This window comes from Candidatus Nitrohelix vancouverensis (assembly GCA_015698305.1).
Lineage (GTDB): Bacteria > Nitrospinota > Nitrospinia > Nitrospinales > VA-1 > Nitrohelix > Nitrohelix vancouverensis.
This window is the reverse complement of the sequence record CP048620.1, coordinates 827,441-845,684: the sequence shown is the minus strand read 5'-3', so window position 1 is coordinate 845,684 and position 18,244 is coordinate 827,441. Positions and strand designations below refer to the sequence as shown.

Below are 18,244 nucleotides of genomic sequence, written 5' to 3'. Positions count from 1 at the left end.
TTGACTTCGTTACCGTTTCATTGCTTTGATTGCGAACTTTAAATCCGTAACTTTGGCTCATAGGTTTCTATTTGAGAAGTTTGCAAAGTGGGGAACAAGGTTCCCGGTCAATAATAGCGCGCCTTTGCTAATGCTTTCAGTTGGTCCTCACATAGGGGATTTTTAATTTCTTGGAAAAAATATTCCCCTGATAATCTCTTTCGCTTTCCAAAACAATCACGCGGCTGTCTTCAATTTCATCGACGCGACCAAAATTGGGACCGACGACGGTCCCCGACCGAACCAGATGCCCCCGGTGGTCGGTGGTTTCGACCAGTGCGTAGCGTTCAGAATTCTTGGACAGGGTGCCGACCCAGAACAGGTTATCCCAAGCGGTTTGCAAGGGAGACTGAATGATCGCCGACTGCATGTTGGCGGCCTGTTCGAGATAGCTCCGATAGTTGTCCCGGGCGTCCTTCAGTTCGTTGGCGGACAACTGCGACAACCGCGCCTTGTCGTTGAACAGGTCTTCATAAAATTCCAGATCGGAACTCAGCTTCGGTTCTTTCTCAGCAATGTATTCATAGACCACCAGCGGGATGGACGGGAAATCGTCGCCGCTGACGACGACGGTGTTTTGTTCGAGAGCGAGTTCTTCTTGCGGACTCAGCACCTTGACGTCGAACACCTCGATCAGGTCCAGCATTTTTTCCAGATGAGGACGGACGTCCGTCAGGATCAGCGTGTTGGTGCGTTCGTCGATGGTGATGCGAGCGCGCGACGGATCGCTCAGGGCAGATTGCAGGTTCACCGCCAGCGCCTGGATTTCAGCATGATGGATGGGAACGATTTCGTTTTCCAGCGGTTGCGCCAGAAGTCCCGCCATTTCCGCCTGCACCTTGGCCTGCACGGCGCTGACATAGGTCTGGTTTTCTTCCGTCAGGCGCAGTATGGGAGCGATGCGAATGACGTTGTCGCCAAAACATTCTCTACCCAGATTGTTATTGGTGAGTATGATATCAAAGGCCTTGTTCCAGGGAACATCGATCAGGCGCAGGTTGAGCTTGCCGTTGATGCCGGGGCCAAATATCAGATTGAAGCCGCTCACTTCAGAGATCAGGCGAAAGGTATTGACGAGATCGGCGTCCTGAAAATCCAGAGTGATTCTTTCCTTCTCTCCCGACAAAATAGGATCGCAGGAGGAGGAACCCAGCCCAACTTTGGCTTCAGCCGTGTCGCTGGCCACGCTTTTGCTTTCTTGCGTTGCGGGCGCCTGCGCCGTTTGCTCCGTTGCTTCAGCGGATGTTGCAATGGCTCCGGTTCCCTTGAGTCGAATGGTCAATTGCGACTCGCCGCTACGCTGTATCTGGTATTCGGGAATACTTTCCAAAGCCATTTCCAGTCGCACCACCTGGGATTCCGCAAAATATAAAGGACGAATGGATTTGATGATGCCTTTGGCAGGCTCCAGAGGCGTCGCCGCGGCTCCGGGTTCGGTGCGCGACAGATCAACGATCAATTTAGGCGGATTGGTCAGCTTGAAAGCGGTGAATTTGATGGGCCCGCTCGAATCAATCACGACCGTGGCGCCGCCATCAGCCTCCTCGGTCGCGGTCAACTGCGTGATTTTTTTCACCGCCGTGTCGGACTGTGGGGCTTCGGACGTTTGGGCCAGAACCTGTGTTGCTCCGCAGAGATAAAACAAAACCGCGAAAAGGGTCGGGGTTTTATTCAATTTGATCATGATGGCGCCTCGCTCTCATCTGTTTTTTTACGAGTGAATTTAATTTCCTTTTTCTGGGATAAAATTTTCCCGGCGTAATTTCTGGTTTTTTCCAGAATAACAATTTTGTCGGGAGAGATCTGTTCGACTATACCAAAGTTAGGCCCCATGAGGGCGCCCTTCTTGATGCTGTGCCCGCTTTGATCGTCCTTCTGCACCAGCGCGAGCTTTTGCGTTCCCTTTTGAATCATCCCCACCAGGCGGAACTGATCGTAACCCGCTTGCAAGGGAGTGAGGGGCATTTCGTTTTTCATTTGGTTGGCGCGCCGGATCAACTGGCTGTATGAAGAAATCTTTTCGTTGAGCATTTCTTCATCGAGTTGTTGCAAGGCCCGCTCATTGCTGAAAAATTGTCCAAAGCTTTCCAATTGCTCGAATAAACCAGGGTCGCTGTCCTGAATCTGCTTGTACAGTTCAAACGGTATTAAAGGAAAGCGTTTTGCAAAATCGACGACCGGCGGTTTCGTTTCAACAAGCGACTCACCGCGTTTTCCGGGAGCCGTTCGCGTAGATATCGTTTGGTTAAATCCTTGCGGCAATACCAATGGTAGAAACGGATCGCGCTGGATGAGCAGACGGTATCGTTCTCCAGGCGGGAAGATTTCCTTAACAAGCGTGTAGCCTCCCTGACCGGAATCGATCTCGTTAAGAATTTTGCTCAACAAAGTCATGCCTTCATCGGCGGCCCGGTTCAAGGCGTCGTAATGGCTGAGACGAACCATCCGTTGAAACCAGCGATGAGCTTTCGATTCTTCCGCATCGGCCAGCGCGCGGAGTTCCTCGTTTGAAAAATTCCGGTAAGTGTAGAGGAGAGTTTTTAAAATGTGCTCCTGAACGTATTCGCGTCCCTCCATCAGCAAAGCGCGGCTTCTAGCTTCGCTCATATAGGGAAAGGTGAGCATCATGAGCGTTTCTGCCGTGTTGATGGAATAATCAACAAGCTTACCGGCCCGAACGATTCTAAAAATGATTTGGATCCGGTTGATCTCGGGCGGGTTCTTTTTTAACGATTGCTCGAAGGCCTGGACTTTCTGTTTCAACAGATCACCCGTGAAAGCTTCTTCGGCCTCTCTGGCTCTCTGACCGAGTTCGGATTCATACCAGCTCTGCAGTCGATCGGCATGGTTGCGATTGAATTTTTCCTGCAACTGGCTTTGCAGATTTTTCACCAGAGCGTGCGGCTGAAAGAATCGTCCGATGATGTTTTGCAGGGACTGGATTTCACCGGCGTTCAATCCAAGCGCGGTCAGGTGAAGAAAATAAGCGTCCATCTGAACACGCGGCGAACCTTCCTGCATGCCGCTGACTTTCATCAAATTCAGAACAGCTTCGTTTTTGGACTGGGCTGTAGCTTGCGCCGGCAGACTGAAAAGGACGACAGCGCACAGGAAGATGCCTGCCATCCCGGCGCCCGCTCTTTTTAAGATTTGTTCAGCCTGTGTCATCGTCGTTTTAAATTTAAATATTTCTCTTTGCCCTGCCCTGAATGAATACGCTTATTTTTTCTTTTCCTTTTTCCTGCTTTCCGCGCCTTCGACATAAGCAAAGGTCGTTGCGGTAAAATCGGTGAACAAGGTGGGTTGAATCACCTGCTCTCCGTTACGGGTTTCCGTCATGTTTCGCGACCGCATGGTTAATTCGGTCAGGCCAATGAGGCGCAGTGCATTTTCCATCTTGTCAAAAAAATCCATGGTGTCGGTAAAACTGCCTCTCATTTCGATATTGAAAGGCACTTCCTTATAAAAATCGATGATCTCTCCTTCTTCGAGTTGAAATCGCATCATGGCGAAATCGCTACGGCCCTGACCAAAAGAAGAAAGCTCTTTGAGCAGGTTTGGCAGTTCTTCCCCTCGCGGCAATTGTTTCTTTGCCAGCGAAAGTTTGCCTTCCATTGATATGAGTTGACGAGAAACCATTTCCTTTTGCTTGACCGTGCGCTGATATTGATCCAGCTTGCGTTTGACATTTTCCCGGTTGGAAACCAGACCCGCATACTCCTCGGCGATGGCGCTGTAGATCGTGAAAAAATAGATCACTGCCAGAAGCAGACCGACCACGACTCCCGTCAAGATCACATAAGCGGACTTGATATTTTCCAGAAAGTCGTAAGGGAGCTTGTCAAAAATGTGGTCCATAATGGTTGAGCCTCAGGCGTTTGGGTCCAATGAAACCGGCATGAAACAATAAATAATGAATTCGTCCCCGTAAACGGTGGCGATTTGTTTTCTTCCAGTTTTGAAAATGAAAACTTTTTCGAAGTAGGGAAGCTTTTCAAGGTTCATCGTCAGTTTCGCCACATCGTTGCCCGGTTCCTCTCCGATAGCCATTCCCCTGATTTCAATGAATTCATAGAGGTCTTCACGCGAATCTTCATCCTTGCTCTTTTTCTTCTTTTTGCGCTGGTCTTTGACAGACGGGTCTTCAAATAAAATATAAGGAACTTTCTCCTTTTTCAGCTGATGCCAGTTCTTTTGTTCGACGGCAGTCAACCAGATGGCGTCGGGAACCTGCGAGTAAAGATCGTTGAGAATGCGGGTCGTTTCAAACTGGCTGTGGCGCAGAGTCTGAATGCCGGAAACAATTTCATCGGATCGTCTGATCTGTTCCTGCATTTTCTTGACCGCCTGATAATCGCTTTCAAGCGCCGCGACTTGTTTTTCCAGGTTTTTGATATCGGCCTTGATCATGTCCACCCGGTCCAGTTCGACGATCCAGTTGCCCATTAAAAGAAATACAAAAGCCAAAGGAATGGAGCAAGCCTGCATGATGCGCTTTTGTATTTGAACCTTGACCAATTCCTGCCGGTAATCGTGCAGGTTGATTAAGGAAGGCGCCTGATAACCCGGTTCGACGGTTTTCTTGCCGCCTAAAGTATCTCGCCCGGGTCCAAAATCCTCTTCTTGTTCCACCTTGGGATCGCGCTTGCCAAACCGCCCAAAGGCGGGCAACTTGAAATTCAGTTTTGGCAGGCTCAGTTTTTTCATTTGTAATCGAATCGCCGCGTCGCCAGGCCAAGAGCGACTGCCGTCAACGGCGCGACCGCTCTCATGGTTTCTATTTCAAAATTCTTCGGGTTGTACTTGATCGCCGACAAAGGATCCATGATCTCCACGGGCGTCTTGAACTGGTTCATGAATAAATGATCGACGCCGGGAATCATCGCGCCGCCGCCGCACAGAATGATCCGTTCGATGGCGAGCGATTGCGTGTTTTGATAATATTCAAATGTTTTGACCAACTCGGCGGTGATTTTTTCAAAAGACCTGCGAATGATATCGAGAACCTCTTCGGTTTCAATGCCGGAAGGCAAGGCTCCCAATTTAACGCGCGTCGCCTCTTTGAAAGGCAGGTCAAATTTGGAAATCAATTTCTGCGCGCATTGGCCGCCGCCGATAGGAATGTCGCGCGTGACGGCTGTGACGCCATTCGATAATATATTGAGGTGCGTGAAGGAATCTCCAAGATCAATGAGAGCGACCGAGTCAAATTCGTCGACGCTTGAAATGAGATTGGCCGCGTTGACCGTGGCGAAAACATCGAGGTCCATGATGACCGGCTTGAGACCCGCATCGGAAAGAACATCGATCCGGTTGTCAATGATTTCGCGCTGAACGGCAACCAGCAGGATCTCCATTTTAGGGCCCTGATCCTCCGCTTCCGCTCCTTCTTCATCGGGAAGGTCCATCTCGGCAGGTCCCAGAATCTGAAAACTCAAACTCACATCGTCGATATCAAAAGGAATGTATTGTTCCGCTTCCTCATTAATACGCTCTTCCAGTTCCTCGCGACTCATTTCCGGAACTTTGATGCGCTTGGTGATAACCGCTTCGCTGGCGAGAGAGGATACCGCGAATTTCGATTCAATTTTTTCGGCTTTTAACAGTCTGCCAATCGCCTCAATCACTTCATCGGGCTTTTGAATGGAACCGTCTACCAGACATTCCTGCTCCAAAGGCAATAAGCCGAAGCTGAGTAGCTCGGGTTTATTCTTCTTCAAGTTCAATTGCGCCAGCTTGACGGAATACGAGCCAATATCGACTGCAACCAGCGGCGTGTCTTTAGAAAGAAACATTGTTGGTAAACTTTATAGTGAGGTGGACAATCAATCTCTCGCTCATCTTCTAACTCGAATAAGGTATAATATTTTAGATATTATAATTTAAAAGGTCATAAAAATAAACTATAAAAAAATTAGTTATGAAATTTTATAAATAATATCTGGGGCATATAAAATTATTTGATTCGCTGTGGCTTCATAAGCCAATCTTTTGAAAAATTTAAAGTTCTTCGCGTATCCTTTCGTTAAGCGTTATGGCAAGCTTGTGTTCTATCGCCGATCGACCTTAAAATTCTCCCGATATTCGACGCTAATGTTCCGATTGCCCGACTTGAACGGAACCCGATCTATTCCTGGACTGTCGCTCCTCTAAGGATCGAGCCCAAGCCGTATTGAATCGGACAAACTTTAGGGACCGTATTTTATTTACGAATTCGAACCGTTTCCGGGTTCTTCATCGGGGTTCATAAAAATACGCGATCGATCCGCCAGTTTGTAACCCAGGGCCAAAATGATTTTTCGCTTGGTGTCCAATCGACATTCGTTTCCCTTCTCGATTCTGTCGATGGTCTGAACTGTCACGCTGGCTTTGCGCGCAAGTTCGGCCTTGCTCATCATTTTCGACTCTCTTATTTGCCGTACGCAATTTGTTTCGGCCACAGTCAATCCCCCCCTCTTGCGATAAGATGGTAATGATGATGCTACGCTTAACCCATTATCTTCTTTGGGCTAAATATTTTTTGGAATACATTAGACATTAATTAAAGATAATATATTTGTCAATAATAAAAATTATAACTATATTGAAAATACAGTAAATTTTAACAAATTATAGGGTGAATTTGTTGAAGATTCTGTTGAAATGGCAAAGTTTTTCATTTAGATTTAAAGGTTATGAAACAAGTTTATCTAGATACCTTCGGTTGCCAGATGAATGTGGCAGACACGGACCGAATGGAACTGCTCCTGTTCCATTCCGGTTATTTCCGCACGCACGAGCCGGAAAACGCCGATCTCATCATCGTCAACACCTGTTCAATACGCGAGAAAGCGGAGAATAAAATTTATTCCCTTTTTGGCCATTTTCGTCCCTTGAAGGCCAAAAATCCCGGACTAGTGCTGGGCATGGCGGGTTGTCTGGCTCAGCAGGAAGGCGAAAATATACTTAAAAAAGCGCCCTTCATTGACTTCATCATGGGGCCGGATTGCGTTGAGCAGATTTCTGATGTCGTTCAGCATGCGCAAACATCGCGCAAGCCGCGCGTCTGGACGGAGTTCGACCGCGCGAAAGAATACTCGATTCCCGACCTGGCGCATCCGCTAGACCGACCTGCGGACCCGAGTTCCTTCATTAATATAATTAAGGGATGCGACAAGTTTTGCAGCTTCTGCGTGGTTCCCTTCACCCGCGGACGGGAAAAGTCCCGCGAAGCGGCGGAGATCGTCGCCGAGGCGGAACAACTGGTTCGACGCGGCGCGAAGGAGATCATCCTGCTGGGGCAGAACGTCAACGCCTACGGCAAACGCGGCTTGATCGAACCGACCGAATTTCATGAACTGCTGTATCGCGTCGCCGAGGTTCCCGGCCTGCAACGTTTGCGCTTCACCACCAGCCATCCCAAGGATTTCACGCCGGAGCTGGTGCAGGCCTATCAGGATCTGGATGTGTTGGTGAATCACCTGCATCTGCCGGTGCAGAGCGGCAACGACCGGATTCTGGAAGAGATGAGACGCGGACACACGGTTGCGGAATATCGCGCCTTGATCGACCTGGTGCGCAACAAGGTTCCTGATATGTCGTTTTCAACGGATGTCATCATCGGCTATCCCAGCGAGACCGAGCGGGAGTTTGAAGACACCCTGGATTTGATGGAGTGGGTGGGCTATTCCAGTAGCTTCATGTTTCAATACAGTCCGCGCCCGAACACCCCGGCGGCGGAAATTCCCGACACCGTGTCCGAACTGGAAAAAAGAGAACGCCTGCAACGCACCATCGAATTGCAAAACAGACTGACCCTCGAACAGGGCCAACGCTTTATCGGAACCGAAGTGGAAGCGCTGGTGGAGGGCCCCGCATCGCGCGGCAAAGGCCTCATGAGAGGGCGCTCCCCGCATTACTGGAGCGTGTTTTTCCCCGATCCCCTCAAGCAGGTTCAACCCGGCGAACGGGTATCGGTCCTGGTGGAAGACGTGCGCGGACACAGCCTGTCCGGCGTTGCCAACCTGCCCGCCGTCGTCGGCTGATCGATTCGCCCCGTTTTATATTCGCAACACCGTTTCCCTTTTACCTGAAAATCGAAGCAGACCTGTTCTGCTTTTCGAACTTTGATAATTCTTCCAATGGACTTGGATGAGGAGATTGCTATGAGTTGGATCTATTTGATATCGGCGGGAATTTTTGAAGTGGGCATGACGACGAGCCTGAAGTTTTCCGAAAACTTCAGCCGCATGATGCCGACGCTAGCGTTCATCTTTTTCTCGATCCTCAGCTTCTGGTTGCTCAGCCTGGCGATGAAGACCATTCCCCTAGGAACCGCCTACGCCGTGTGGACCGGCATCGGCGCCTTCGGAACCGTTCTCGTCGGGATATACATATTCGAGGACCCCGCCACGCGCTGGCACCTGTTCTTCCTCACCCTGCTGGTCGGAAGCATCATCGGCCTGAAATTCGTCACGGCGCAGGCTTCGCCTGCTGGCTGATCGCCGTAACGTTACAATTGCGTTCAACATCTTTAATAGCAATACGAGAAACCATTCAATGACCCCTCTCCCTCAGGGAGAGGGCTGGGTGAGGGGGCGCGGACTATGCCGGAACGTTTCATTTGCGCCCAACATCATTAATAGCATTACGAGAAACCATTCAATGACCCCTCTCCCTCAGGGAGAGGAGCGGACTACGTCCGCAGGAAGATGGCCGTAACTTTCCAATTACACCCAACGGGATTGATGGCAGAAAGAGTTGAGCGTTAGAAAACCCTCTCCCTGAGGGAGAGGGCTGGGTGAGGGAGACGGGTTTCACCCGTATGATAAATAACTGCAAAGTTTCGATTGCACTCGAAGTGACGTCATTGCGAGGAGCATTAGCGACGAAGCAATCCAGTGACTTTCATGGAACGCCCAACGCCGCTGGATCGCCACGCGCCTTACCAGGCGCTCGCGATGACGGCTCCAATTGCGCCCAGCTGGATTAATAGCAAAGGGAGTGGAGCCATTAAGGGTCCAGCGGCACGCTGGCCGGGCGGCACGCTGGCGGCGCACTGCCGGATAGCTAATATTTGACTTTGCAGATGGCTTGGTGTCATCATTTCCGCTCAGCCAGGTTTGGAACTCCAAATTTCTCCGGGCGGGGCATGCAAGGTCAAACTCAACGGAATACCAAACGCATCTATCCGAAGTCGCTCTCGTCTTTCATCACCCTCGACAACACGCTCATACAAGCCGATGCCTCGCAATTCCGGCAACGCCTCGAAACCCTGCAACTGCAACAGACCCGGCAAGAGGCCTTTCAAAGACTCCTGCAACAACGCGAGATTCCGCCGAACTGGCAAGGCGAATATTTCAAACTGTTCCACGATGTGCCCGATTCCGTGAAAATGAAAGACATCGCCACCCAGCAGAACCTGTTCATCGAACAGGTCAACGAGTATCTGTTTCGCAAACAGGGGCTGGAGAGAGAATGGGATAAACGCTCTGCAGAACGCGACCGGGCCATGACCTCCGTCCTCAAACTGCAAGGCACGCTACCGCTCATCACCGAACGCACACAATCTTACAAGACCCTCATGGAGCAGGAGATCACCTCGCGCCACCAGTATCTGGAAATGGAGCAACAACGCATTCAGCAAGAGCAAGACCTGGCAGGCTACCGCGCACAGGTTCATGAACTGAGCGCTTCCATTTCAGCGATCACAGCCCAACTCGACACGCTCAAGGCCGAAGTGCAGAAGAACAACCTCCAGGAACTCAGCGAAACCAACCAACAAATCGACGCGGTCACGCAAGAAATCGTAAAGACCCGTCAACGCAACAAACAGCAGGTCCTCGTTTCTCCTATCGACGGAGCCGTCCAGCAACTCGCCATCCACACCGTCGGCGGCGTGGTGACTCCGGCGCAGGAACTCATGCAAATCGTTCCCGAATCGACGGAACTGGAAGTGGAGGCATTCGTTCTCAACAAAGACATCGGCTTTGTGGAGGAGGGACAGGAGGCGGAGGTCAAGATCGACACCTTCGACTTCACCAAATACGGCTTCATCGAAGGGACCATCATCGATCTGTCCAACGATGCGATTGCGGATGAGAACCTCGGCCTCATTTACCAGTGTCGCGTGCTCATCAAGAAAACAAAAATCCAGATCAATGACAAATGGGTGAACCTGGGACCGGGCATGTCGGTGATGGTGGAGATTAAAACGGGGAAACGCAAACTGATCGAATATTTCCTCAGCCCGCTCCTGCGCTACAAACAGGAAGCCATACGGGAACGGTGATAGAAACTTGAGAAAATCAGAAATCTAAGTATTGCAACGTACCGGGAGAAACATATGAGCAAAGTTTTTTACAAGCGGAAATCCTTCTGGATCATTTTTATGATCTTTATCCTGGCTCTATTGTATTGGAATTTTCTTAAAGAAAAGGAACAGGCTGAAAGACAAGCGTATCTGGATAGCCAGGTTTTCTTCTTTCGAGACCTTTACCACATTGATGTGCCTAAGGAATATTTGTGGGGGATAGAGGGTAATAAGGTTCGATTAAGAGCCGCATACCCTGGCATGGTTCCTTTCACTAAAGAAACAGCGCATAGATTTGCAACCAAACTTCCATCAGAAAGCGACAGGGTCAGTATTACACTGGAAAATGTTCCTCCATCTAATGATCCCAAAGACCTATTCAATAATAAAAATAATCCAGGACGTTACACAACGGAAAATACAATTCCAAGATTTCCCAGCATTAAGAAACACCCATTGCCTGATGGAATAAAAGAATCAGATAAAATCACTCGCTATACAAGGCAAACGTTCGAAAGCATGGATCGATACTCAGGGACTTTCGTAATCACTCAAGACAATGACCGTCTATCTACCGTAACTTGTATACTTTTGTCTTGCATAGGTAAAACAACCTGGAATGGAGATTTTAAAATTGAGTACATGTATTTAAAAAAGCATTTTAATAATATGGTGTCCCTTGACGAATCGGTCTTTAATTTAATCACAAGTTTTAATCCAAAACCTATTCAGAAAAATAAGGAGAATTAAGCGATGGCTACGTTGAGCGAATTAGTTGAACAAAATAGAAACGTTCTACAAAACTATCTAGACACAGGAAACTACACTGCTGGCTACGAATTAATGAAAGCAATTTCGGCAGTAGCCACTGATGCTAATCCTAATTCGACCGAATTTTTCAATAAAGCCATTGGCATCAATGGCAATGATCCCACCAATTTTTATAACGGATTAGTAAGAACTATTGTTGAATTCGCTTCTGTTAACAGAGGCCTTACGTCTGATCCTAACTTTGATTTTGAAAGTACCTTTCAGGCAAACTCAGACGATCTTGCTCGTACATTGATAGAACAAGCGCTAGGCCCAGAGGGATTCCCAACATTTGAAACCATTTTGACAACTGATAGGCAAAAAATGCTAGAGCACTTCCCGGGATTGGAAGAGGAAGATTATCCAGGGCATACTCTAGCTGTCCAGAAACTGTCTCCAAACAGTGAATTTTTTAATGTCATTCGTGAGGAGATGGAAACGCGCGGGGCATCTAATCTGCCAGAGAGCTTGAGAAAATATGAGGCGCTAGCTAGCTATTTGCTAAATGGCGCGGTTGGTCTATATGAGAATGTTGGTAATTTAGATTATGAAACTTTAAAAGAATTAGTTGGAGTTTATTTTGAAATCGTGGGCGACCCCAATAGAGAGATTTCAGACGCCTTCTTCAAAGTTAATGCAGACTTCCTCCTTGCAGAAACGCCTCCCCGAATCCGTCTTGATCCCTTAACTTTGGATTTGGATGGCGATGGGCTGGAGGTCTCCGACCTCAACAGCTCGACCGTCAATTTCGATCTCGACAACAACGGCTTCGCCGAGCGCACCGCGTGGGTCGGCGCCGACGACGGTTTGCTCGCGCTGGATCGGGACGCGAACGGAACGATCGACAACGGCTCCGAACTGTTCGGCGACGCGACCTCTATTAACGGAGGAACGGGAACCGCCGCAGACGGTTTCGCCGCGCTCAGCGATCTGGACTCCAACGCCGACGGCGTCATCGACGCCAACGACGCCCTGTTCTCCGACCTCAAAATCTGGCAGGACCTCAACCAGAACGGCGTCTCCGACGCTGGCGCCCGCTACGCAGGGGGAAGATTGAGCAGGCTTTCTCCCTTTTCAAACCTACCATACACAACTCAAAATTTTAATGATTCAGGTAAGAGCTCGATGCAACGAGCGGCGTAGACCATTCCTGCAAATAACATCAAGCCTTTACCTGTTTTCTTAAAATAATCAAGAACGACCAATTACATATTAATAATGAATGTCCACGCCCCCTCACCCTAGCCCTCTCCCTCCGGGGGAGAGGGGACGGACTTCGTCCGCTTAAATGCGACCAACGGGATGGATAGCAGTGCGAGTGGAGCCATTAAGGGACCAGCGGCACGCTGGCCGGGCGGACTTCGTCCGGGGATAAGAGCCGTAGATGTTTAGATTGCGCCTAATGGATTTGATAGCAATACGAGTGGAGCCATTAAGAGTCCAGCGGCACGCTGGTTAGTAGACGTCGAGGCGGTAGTAGATATCTTCTTCGAGTTTGTCGATATGCGGCTCGATGATTTTCAGCGTAAGGCGCGAGTCGCGCAGGAAGGTGATCTCCGGCATGGGGTTGCGTTGCGCCAGTTCGCGCAGGGTCTGCGTGCAGTAATGGTCGATATCGACGATCTGCTCCAGAATTTCCAGCGGCAGGTCTTTCAGGCCCACTTCATTTTTTTCGAGGAAACGTAGAAGGCCGATCAGGCGCAGTTTGGTGCGCACCACGTTATCGCGCAGTCGCGTGATGAGTAAAGACTCCGGTTCCTTGAGGTCTTCGCAGACCTGAAACAACAACTCGCGCAGGTGCGTGTAGAACGCATTATGTTGCGTCTTGTCGTAGAACAGTTTTCCTTCCCCGCCAAAAATCAGGTCGAATACCGATTCCAGCTTGTAGTCATCCGATCCCATGATGGTGTAGAGAATGGCGTTGAACTCTTCCGCGTCGACAGCCAGACCGAGGTCTTCGAAAATAGCTTTGAGCGATCCGGTTTTCCCGGTCGGCATGCGCACCGCTTCCTCGCACAGGTACTGGCTCGGCAAGGTATTGGCCATTGGAGCCAGTCGCACGCCTTCGCCTTCGCGACCGACGAGGGCGAGGTGGTTGAGCGATTCCAGAAATTCCGAAATATTGAAAGCCGAGAGCGGCAACAGCGTTTTATCCAGAGCCAGCAAACCGCGCAGGAGTTGTTTTTCCAGTCCCGCTTCGGCGAAGGACGGGTTTTCTTCGCACAGTCGCGCTAGTTCGTTTTCCAGGGAAACGTTGAGCGAGCGCAGTCGCAGGCGGTCTTCCCTCCACTGCGATTGCGGGTAAGGCTGAATCTGAAAAACTCCGTTATCGTAATCCAGCAGGCGGACAAGAAAATGATCGCCCTGGCGGCAGGGTCTATCACGGAACATATCGGTCAGGTCCCACACCGAAACGGTGATCGAGCTTTTGCCCGGCGCGCCTTCGTTGATCTGGATATCGCCGGGGAAATGCGTTCCAGCGGCGTACTGATAATAATGAATGACGTCTTCTATAAGGAAAGTTTGTCGCTCCTTCGGCAACTCGCGGCCCTGTGGATCGAAGAACACCAGATCGGACTCGTTGAGATCGTGCGATATGAAAGGGATGAGCCGGTGTCCGGGCAGAAAGCGGCGCCGCGCCAGTTCCATTTTCCCCAGCGGCAAGGACAGCGGGAAATCGCCGAGTTCGCGGAACACGGCGGGATAGGGCATGTAATCGTTCGACTCCACGCCGATGAGGTATTGGTGATGTTCGAGTCCGCGGCGCAAATCGTTCAGCGTGTCGGGGGCTATTTTGCGACGCCAGCGATTTTGTATTTTAGCAATAATTTCTTCCGCCTTGAGCGGGGATCGGGACTCTCTGATGACTTCGTCTGCGATGGTTTTCAGGGTGCGTCGTTTGGGCATGGTGTCTTTAACCGGGAAGGGGCATTGCGATGCCGGTTGGATCCGCTAATGGAGGCTCTGCAGAGTTACAATTTGCCTCCGCGACATGAAGTCGCGCTCTATGAATCTGGAAAAGCCTAGCATAATTTTAAAAAATTGTTAATTTTTTTATGATGGATTGAATTTTTTGAATCGCAGGACTATGATAAATTATCTCAACATTGTTCATCTAACCAAGGAGATACCATGGCTCTGAACCTGGAACCTGTTTATAAAGAAATTTTTGAGAAATTTAAAACGCGGAAGAAATTCAAGATCAACAAAATTGAAAATAACATGCTGACCCTGGATCAGGATGAAGAGATCTGCGGTCAAAAGGAACCGAAGGTTTTCGAGTTCAAAAGCCCGCGCGAATTCGAGGCCTTTGTGCAACAGGAAAATCTGGAAGAGATCAATATCGAGAAGCAGTTGAACGGCAACCAGATGCCTTACCGTTAAGCGGTGGGGATTTTTATTTAACGCTCCATTCGCCGTTTTCCAGCTGTATCCATTCGCCGGGCTTGGCCTTGTCGCGGTTGAGTCCGGCAAAGATTTTTCTGACCTTGGGCATGTCGTCCACCGAGAAAGTTTCGTTGGTGGCGATGATGCGTTCGAGAATCACCTGGCGGCTCTCGTTTTCTTCAGCGATGATGGTTTTCGCGAAGGTGAGGAACTGCTCGTCCTTGTTGGCGCAAGTCTTGTCGAGAAAAGCCAGGTCGCCTTCGGCGGTCTCTCCCGCGCAGGCGTCCTTTTTGAACTGCGCAATATCATCCTGATTGAACTCCTGCCTCTGCCGCGCCTGAATCGCCGCTCTTTTATCCTTGGGAACTTCCGCAACCGTTTTCAGCGCTCCGGTTTCATCCACCGAACGCACCGACGCAAGCAGGAGCATGTCGTTGCCGATCTCTTCATAGCTCCCCAGAATCTGGTTTTCCAACGCGGTTTTCTGATCGACCACCGTCACATCCACCGAAACCAAAGGCCCGCCGCAGGCGCTCAGCGCAAGGCAGAACAACCCGGCGCCGAAAGCGCGATGCAATTTGAATTCCGATATCTGATTGAAAAATTCCATGGCCTTATTGTCTCATAAAATTGAGATCATTCCCATTGTCCCAGCACCAGCGCCGAATTTTTTGAGCCGAAGGAGATGCAGTTGCTGATCGCTCGTTTGATCTTCACTTCCCGGCCCTGATTCGAGATGTAGTCGATATCGCATTGCGGGTCCGGCTTTTCCTGATTGATCGTCGGCGTCAGGTAGCCATGCTTTAACGAGAGCGCGGCGACGGATACACCGAGCGCGCCGGACGCGCCCTGCGGGTGCCCGATCATCGACTTGGTGGAACTGGTCGGAATGCTCTTGGCGTGACTGTTGAACGCCTGCTTGACCGCGAAGGTTTCGACCCGGTCGTTCAGCTCCGTCGAGGTGCCGTGCAGATTGATGTATTCGATATCTCCTTTATCAACGCGCGCGTCTTTCATCGCCAGCTTCAGAGCGCGGGTCGACTGCTTGCCGTCGGGCATGATGGCGACGCGGTGATAAGCGTCGCAGGTCGCGCCATAGCCCAGAATTTCCGCGTAAATTGGCGCGCCGCGTTTCTTGGCGTGTTCCAGTTCTTCGAGGATCAACATCCAGCTTCCTTCCGCCAGCACGAAACCTTCGCGATCCTGATTGAAGGGACGCGAGCCGCGCCTTGGGTCGTCGTTGAAATTCACCGGGTTCACCTTCATGCGCTGGAAACCGCACATCATCGCCGGAGTCACGCAAGCCTCCACGCCGCCGGAGAGCAACCAGTCTTCCTGACCGTATCGGATGGAGTTGAAAGCGTAGCCGATCGCGTCCGTCGAGCTGGTGCAACCGTTGGCGATCACATGGCTTCGCCCCATCAGGCCGAAGTACATGGAAATCTCGCTCGCCAGCATGCCGACGAGGGAATTGGAAATTGCGTAAGGGCTGATCTTGTGCTTCTGTCCGCTGAAATAAATTTCGAACTGCTTTTCGGAAAAATCGAAACCCGCGCCGCCGCTCCCGACCAATACGCCAAGGCTCTCGAAATCCTCTTCGTCGAACTCTGTCAGATCGATGCCAGAATCATTCAGGGCTTCTTTAGCCGCCGCCACAGCAAGCGGCGCCGCGCGCGGCAGTTTGTTGAGATCGCCTTTGGAGTAATAAGCGCCGGGATCGAAGTCCGAGACCTCGCCCGCGATCTGGCAGGTAAGATGCGAAGGATCGAAACTGGAAATGCGATCCACCCCGCTGAGTCCTTCGCAGGTATTGCGCCAAAAAGTTTCTTTGCCGATGCCGTTGGGGCTTACGGCGCCCAAACCGCTAATGACCACTCTTCGTGGGAACATGTAACTTTCTAATTCTTAGGGTTTTGCATAAATAGGACTAATGTTACCACATGCAGAATCCGGGAATCAAACCTTCTGGCAGGGGATGCGGAATAATATTTTTCCCCTCACCCCCGGCGAGGCGCCGGAGCCTTAACGCTCTGCCCGTACTGTTATCAATCCCGTTGGGCGCAATTGGAGCCGTCATCGCGAGCGCCTGATAAGGCGCGTGGCGATCCAGCGGCTTCAGGCATTTCGTGAAAGTCTCTGGATTGCTTCGTCGGTGGCCTGCCGCCACACCCGTAACGCTCAACTCGCATTGCTATTCACACTTTTCGGGCGCAACTGGAACTTTGCGGTTCTCATCCTGCGGGTGAAACCCGTCCCCCTCACCCAGCCCTCTCCCTGAGGGAGAGGGGTTTCTAACGCTCAACTTTTTCTGCTATCAATCTCTCTGAACGCAATCCAAAGCTACGGCCTTTATCCTGCGGACGTAGTCCGCCCGCGATGGGAGAGGGAATTTCTAACGCTCTGCCGCCCGTACTGCTATCAATCCCGTTGGGCGCAATTGAAACGCTTCGGCCTTTATCCTGCGGGTGAAACCCGTTCGTCATCGCGAGCGCCTGATAAGGCCGTGGCGATCCAGCGGCTTTAAGCGTTCTATGAAAGTCGCTGGATTGCTTCGTCGCTGACGCTCCTCGCAATGACGTCGCTTCGAGCCCAATCAAAACGTTTCGCCTATTTAGCATACGGGTGAAACCCGCCCTCTCCCTCAGGGAGAGGATACAGGTGAGGGTGGTTTTGCCCACAAAATAAAAAGCCGAAGCGTTTCGATTGCGCCCTGAAAGTGTGGATAGCAGAAGGAGTTAAGCGATATGTAACTGGCCACGGGCCAGAAAAAAAAACCGCCACCCAAAGGGCGACGGTTTTTTGTATATGGCTCCGGCGACTGGACTCGAACCAGTAACCCTGCGGTTAACAGCCGCATGCGCTACCATTGCGCCACACCGGAATGGTATTCATTTGAATTCGATTGTTTTCCGACGCCGCGTTTTATGCGTCGGGCCAAACCCTGTAAAAAGGAGTCGAATTGAATTAGGAAAATTAATCCATTAGCCTTGTAATGTCAAGCGGTTTTAACAATATTGCCCTGTCACTCCGCTCTCACAACTTCCTTTTTCCCGACCCCGCGCAGAAACAGCGTTCAGGTCATTTCCGTTCGGCCTTCCAGCGATTTGATCAAAGTCACCGAATCGGCGTATTCGATTTCGCCGCCCACCGGCAAGCCGCGCGCGATTCGCGTCACCTTCACGCCCAGCGGTTTCAGGGATCGGGCAATGTACGAAGCCGTGGTCTCGCCTTCCATATCCGGATTGGTGGCGATGATGACTTCGCGCGGGCGCGTCTTCGTCACCCGTTCCTGCAGGGCGCCGATGGTCAAATCGTCCGGGCCCAGCCCGTCCAGCGGCGAGATCACGCCCATCAACACATGATAAACGCCCTGAAACTCGCCCAGGTTTTCCATCACATAAACATCGTGCGGTTCTTCGACAACGCAAATGAGGGCGTCGTCGCGCGAGGGGTTCTTGCAAATCAGGCAGGGATTCTCTTCCGTGATCCCGTGGCAGATACTACAGAGAACGATTTTCTCCTTCACGTTGCGTATCGCATCGGAAAGTTTCTGCGCCCGTTCCGCCGGACCGCGCATCAGAAAAAATGAGAGCCGCTCTGCAGTCTTTTGACCGATTCCGGGCAGGCGCTTCAATTCCTCGATCAAATCTGTAACTGGAGGGGGTCGTTTCACAAATATTTTTTCAGAAAATCAGGACGGGTTTCGTCCTGAACAGA

At 50.8% G+C, this 18,244-nt stretch carries 16 protein-coding genes and 1 tRNA gene; 6 read left to right on the top strand and 11 right to left on the bottom strand.

Translation table 11 applies throughout. The annotated features are described in order from the left end of the window. Nucleotides 1-136: 136 nt before the first annotated feature. The 6 genes from G3M78_04135 to G3M78_04110 all read right to left on the bottom strand — a co-directional run bounded on the left by G3M78_04135 (nucleotide 137) and on the right by G3M78_04110 (nucleotide 6,479). Nucleotides 137-1,723, bottom strand: coding sequence for an AMIN domain-containing protein (locus G3M78_04135; protein QPJ64622.1), 1,587 nt, complete (start codon nucleotides 1,721-1,723; stop codon nucleotides 137-139). Beyond that, nucleotides 1,720-3,207: a pilus assembly protein PilP gene (locus G3M78_04130; protein ID QPJ64621.1), complete on the bottom strand. Its 1,488-nt coding sequence runs from the start codon at nucleotides 3,205-3,207 to the stop codon at nucleotides 1,720-1,722. Before G3M78_04130 ends, G3M78_04135 begins: the two co-directional genes overlap by 4 nt. Nucleotides 3,208-3,258: 51 nt before the next feature. Further along, entirely contained in the window at nucleotides 3,259-3,897 is a 639-nt protein-coding gene (gene pilO, locus G3M78_04125; GenBank protein ID QPJ64620.1) for a type 4a pilus biogenesis protein PilO, read from the bottom strand. Between the two features lie 12 nt (nucleotides 3,898-3,909). Further along, a complete protein-coding gene (locus G3M78_04120) occupies nucleotides 3,910-4,746 on the bottom strand; it encodes a PilN domain-containing protein (GenBank protein ID QPJ64619.1) in 837 nt (278 codons plus the stop codon). Further along, nucleotides 4,743-5,834, bottom strand: coding sequence for a type IV pilus assembly protein PilM (gene pilM / locus G3M78_04115; GenBank protein QPJ64618.1), 1,092 nt, complete (start codon nucleotides 5,832-5,834; stop codon nucleotides 4,743-4,745). The genes G3M78_04120 and pilM overlap by 4 nt, the downstream gene beginning before the upstream one ends. A gap of 411 nt (nucleotides 5,835-6,245) precedes the next feature. After that, the gene (locus tag G3M78_04110) at nucleotides 6,246-6,479 is read right to left on the bottom strand and encodes a helix-turn-helix transcriptional regulator (GenBank protein QPJ64617.1); all 234 of its coding nucleotides are present in this window, start codon (nucleotides 6,477-6,479) and stop codon (nucleotides 6,246-6,248) included. 234 nt (nucleotides 6,480-6,713) lie between these two features. Here G3M78_04110 and miaB point away from each other — a divergent pair, with 234 nt between their 5' ends. The 5 genes from miaB to G3M78_04085 all read left to right on the top strand — a co-directional run bounded on the left by miaB (nucleotide 6,714) and on the right by G3M78_04085 (nucleotide 12,283). Continuing rightward, entirely contained in the window at nucleotides 6,714-8,063 is a 1,350-nt protein-coding gene (gene miaB, locus G3M78_04105) for a tRNA (N6-isopentenyl adenosine(37)-C2)-methylthiotransferase MiaB (protein QPJ64616.1), read from the top strand. A 120-nt stretch (nucleotides 8,064-8,183) separates the two neighbouring features. Beyond that, nucleotides 8,184-8,519: a multidrug efflux SMR transporter gene (locus G3M78_04100; protein QPJ64615.1), complete on the top strand. Its 336-nt coding sequence runs from the start codon at nucleotides 8,184-8,186 to the stop codon at nucleotides 8,517-8,519. Between the two features lie 650 nt (nucleotides 8,520-9,169). Continuing rightward, entirely contained in the window at nucleotides 9,170-10,309 is a 1,140-nt protein-coding gene (locus G3M78_04095) for an HlyD family type I secretion periplasmic adaptor subunit (GenBank protein ID QPJ64614.1), read from the top strand. A 54-nt stretch (nucleotides 10,310-10,363) separates the two neighbouring features. Next, entirely contained in the window at nucleotides 10,364-11,080 is a 717-nt protein-coding gene (locus tag G3M78_04090) for a hypothetical protein (protein ID QPJ64613.1), read from the top strand. A gap of 12 nt (nucleotides 11,081-11,092) precedes the next feature. Next, nucleotides 11,093-12,283: a hypothetical protein gene (locus G3M78_04085; GenBank protein QPJ64612.1), complete on the top strand. Its 1,191-nt coding sequence runs from the start codon at nucleotides 11,093-11,095 to the stop codon at nucleotides 12,281-12,283. Nucleotides 12,284-12,595: 312 nt separating this feature from the next. Here G3M78_04085 and G3M78_04080 read toward each other — a convergent pair whose 3' ends face one another. After that, entirely contained in the window at nucleotides 12,596-14,047 is a 1,452-nt protein-coding gene (locus G3M78_04080; GenBank protein QPJ64611.1) for a hypothetical protein, read from the bottom strand. A gap of 225 nt (nucleotides 14,048-14,272) precedes the next feature. Here G3M78_04080 and G3M78_04075 point away from each other — a divergent pair, with 225 nt between their 5' ends. Continuing rightward, a complete protein-coding gene (locus G3M78_04075; GenBank protein ID QPJ64610.1) occupies nucleotides 14,273-14,524 on the top strand; it encodes a hypothetical protein in 252 nt (83 codons plus the stop codon). Between the two features lie 13 nt (nucleotides 14,525-14,537). Here the strand turns inward: G3M78_04075 and G3M78_04070 are convergent, their stop codons facing one another. From G3M78_04070 to recR, 4 genes are all read right to left on the bottom strand, one after another. After that, the gene (locus G3M78_04070; protein QPJ64609.1) at nucleotides 14,538-15,137 is read right to left on the bottom strand and encodes a YdbL family protein; all 600 of its coding nucleotides are present in this window, start codon (nucleotides 15,135-15,137) and stop codon (nucleotides 14,538-14,540) included. Between the two features lie 26 nt (nucleotides 15,138-15,163). Further along, complete coding sequence (locus G3M78_04065; protein ID QPJ64608.1) at nucleotides 15,164-16,417, bottom strand: beta-ketoacyl-ACP synthase II; 1,254 nt, start codon at nucleotides 16,415-16,417, stop codon at nucleotides 15,164-15,166. Nucleotides 16,418-17,333: 916 nt separating this feature from the next. Continuing rightward, nucleotides 17,334-17,408 (bottom strand) — tRNA-Asn (locus tag G3M78_04060). 192 nt (nucleotides 17,409-17,600) lie between these two features. Beyond that, nucleotides 17,601-18,200 (bottom strand): recombination protein RecR, encoded by a 600-nt coding sequence (recR, locus tag G3M78_04055; protein QPJ64607.1) that lies wholly within the window; start codon nucleotides 18,198-18,200, stop codon nucleotides 17,601-17,603. Nucleotides 18,201-18,244: the final 44 nt, after the last annotated feature.

Coding starts and splice junctions, on each gene's coding strand:
- G3M78_04065 (QPJ64608.1), bottom strand. CDS start 16,417: ATGTTCCCACGAAGAGTGGTCATTAGCGGTTTGGGCGCCGTAAGCCCC.
- G3M78_04130 (QPJ64621.1), bottom strand. CDS start 3,207: ATGACACAGGCTGAACAAATCTTAAAAAGAGCGGGCGCCGGGATGGCA.
- G3M78_04090 (QPJ64613.1), top strand. CDS start 10,364: ATGAGCAAAGTTTTTTACAAGCGGAAATCCTTCTGGATCATTTTTATG.
- G3M78_04070 (QPJ64609.1), bottom strand. CDS start 15,137: ATGGAATTTTTCAATCAGATATCGGAATTCAAATTGCATCGCGCTTTC.
- pilM (QPJ64618.1), bottom strand. CDS start 5,834: ATGTTTCTTTCTAAAGACACGCCGCTGGTTGCAGTCGATATTGGCTCG.
- G3M78_04120 (QPJ64619.1), bottom strand. CDS start 4,746: ATGAAAAAACTGAGCCTGCCAAAACTGAATTTCAAGTTGCCCGCCTTT.
- G3M78_04075 (QPJ64610.1), top strand. CDS start 14,273: ATGGCTCTGAACCTGGAACCTGTTTATAAAGAAATTTTTGAGAAATTT.
- G3M78_04135 (QPJ64622.1), bottom strand. CDS start 1,723: ATGATCAAATTGAATAAAACCCCGACCCTTTTCGCGGTTTTGTTTTAT.
- miaB (QPJ64616.1), top strand. CDS start 6,714: ATGAAACAAGTTTATCTAGATACCTTCGGTTGCCAGATGAATGTGGCA.
- G3M78_04095 (QPJ64614.1), top strand. CDS start 9,170: ATGCAAGGTCAAACTCAACGGAATACCAAACGCATCTATCCGAAGTCG.
- G3M78_04080 (QPJ64611.1), bottom strand. CDS start 14,047: ATGCCCAAACGACGCACCCTGAAAACCATCGCAGACGAAGTCATCAGA.
- pilO (QPJ64620.1), bottom strand. CDS start 3,897: ATGGACCACATTTTTGACAAGCTCCCTTACGACTTTCTGGAAAATATC.
- G3M78_04100 (QPJ64615.1), top strand. CDS start 8,184: ATGAGTTGGATCTATTTGATATCGGCGGGAATTTTTGAAGTGGGCATG.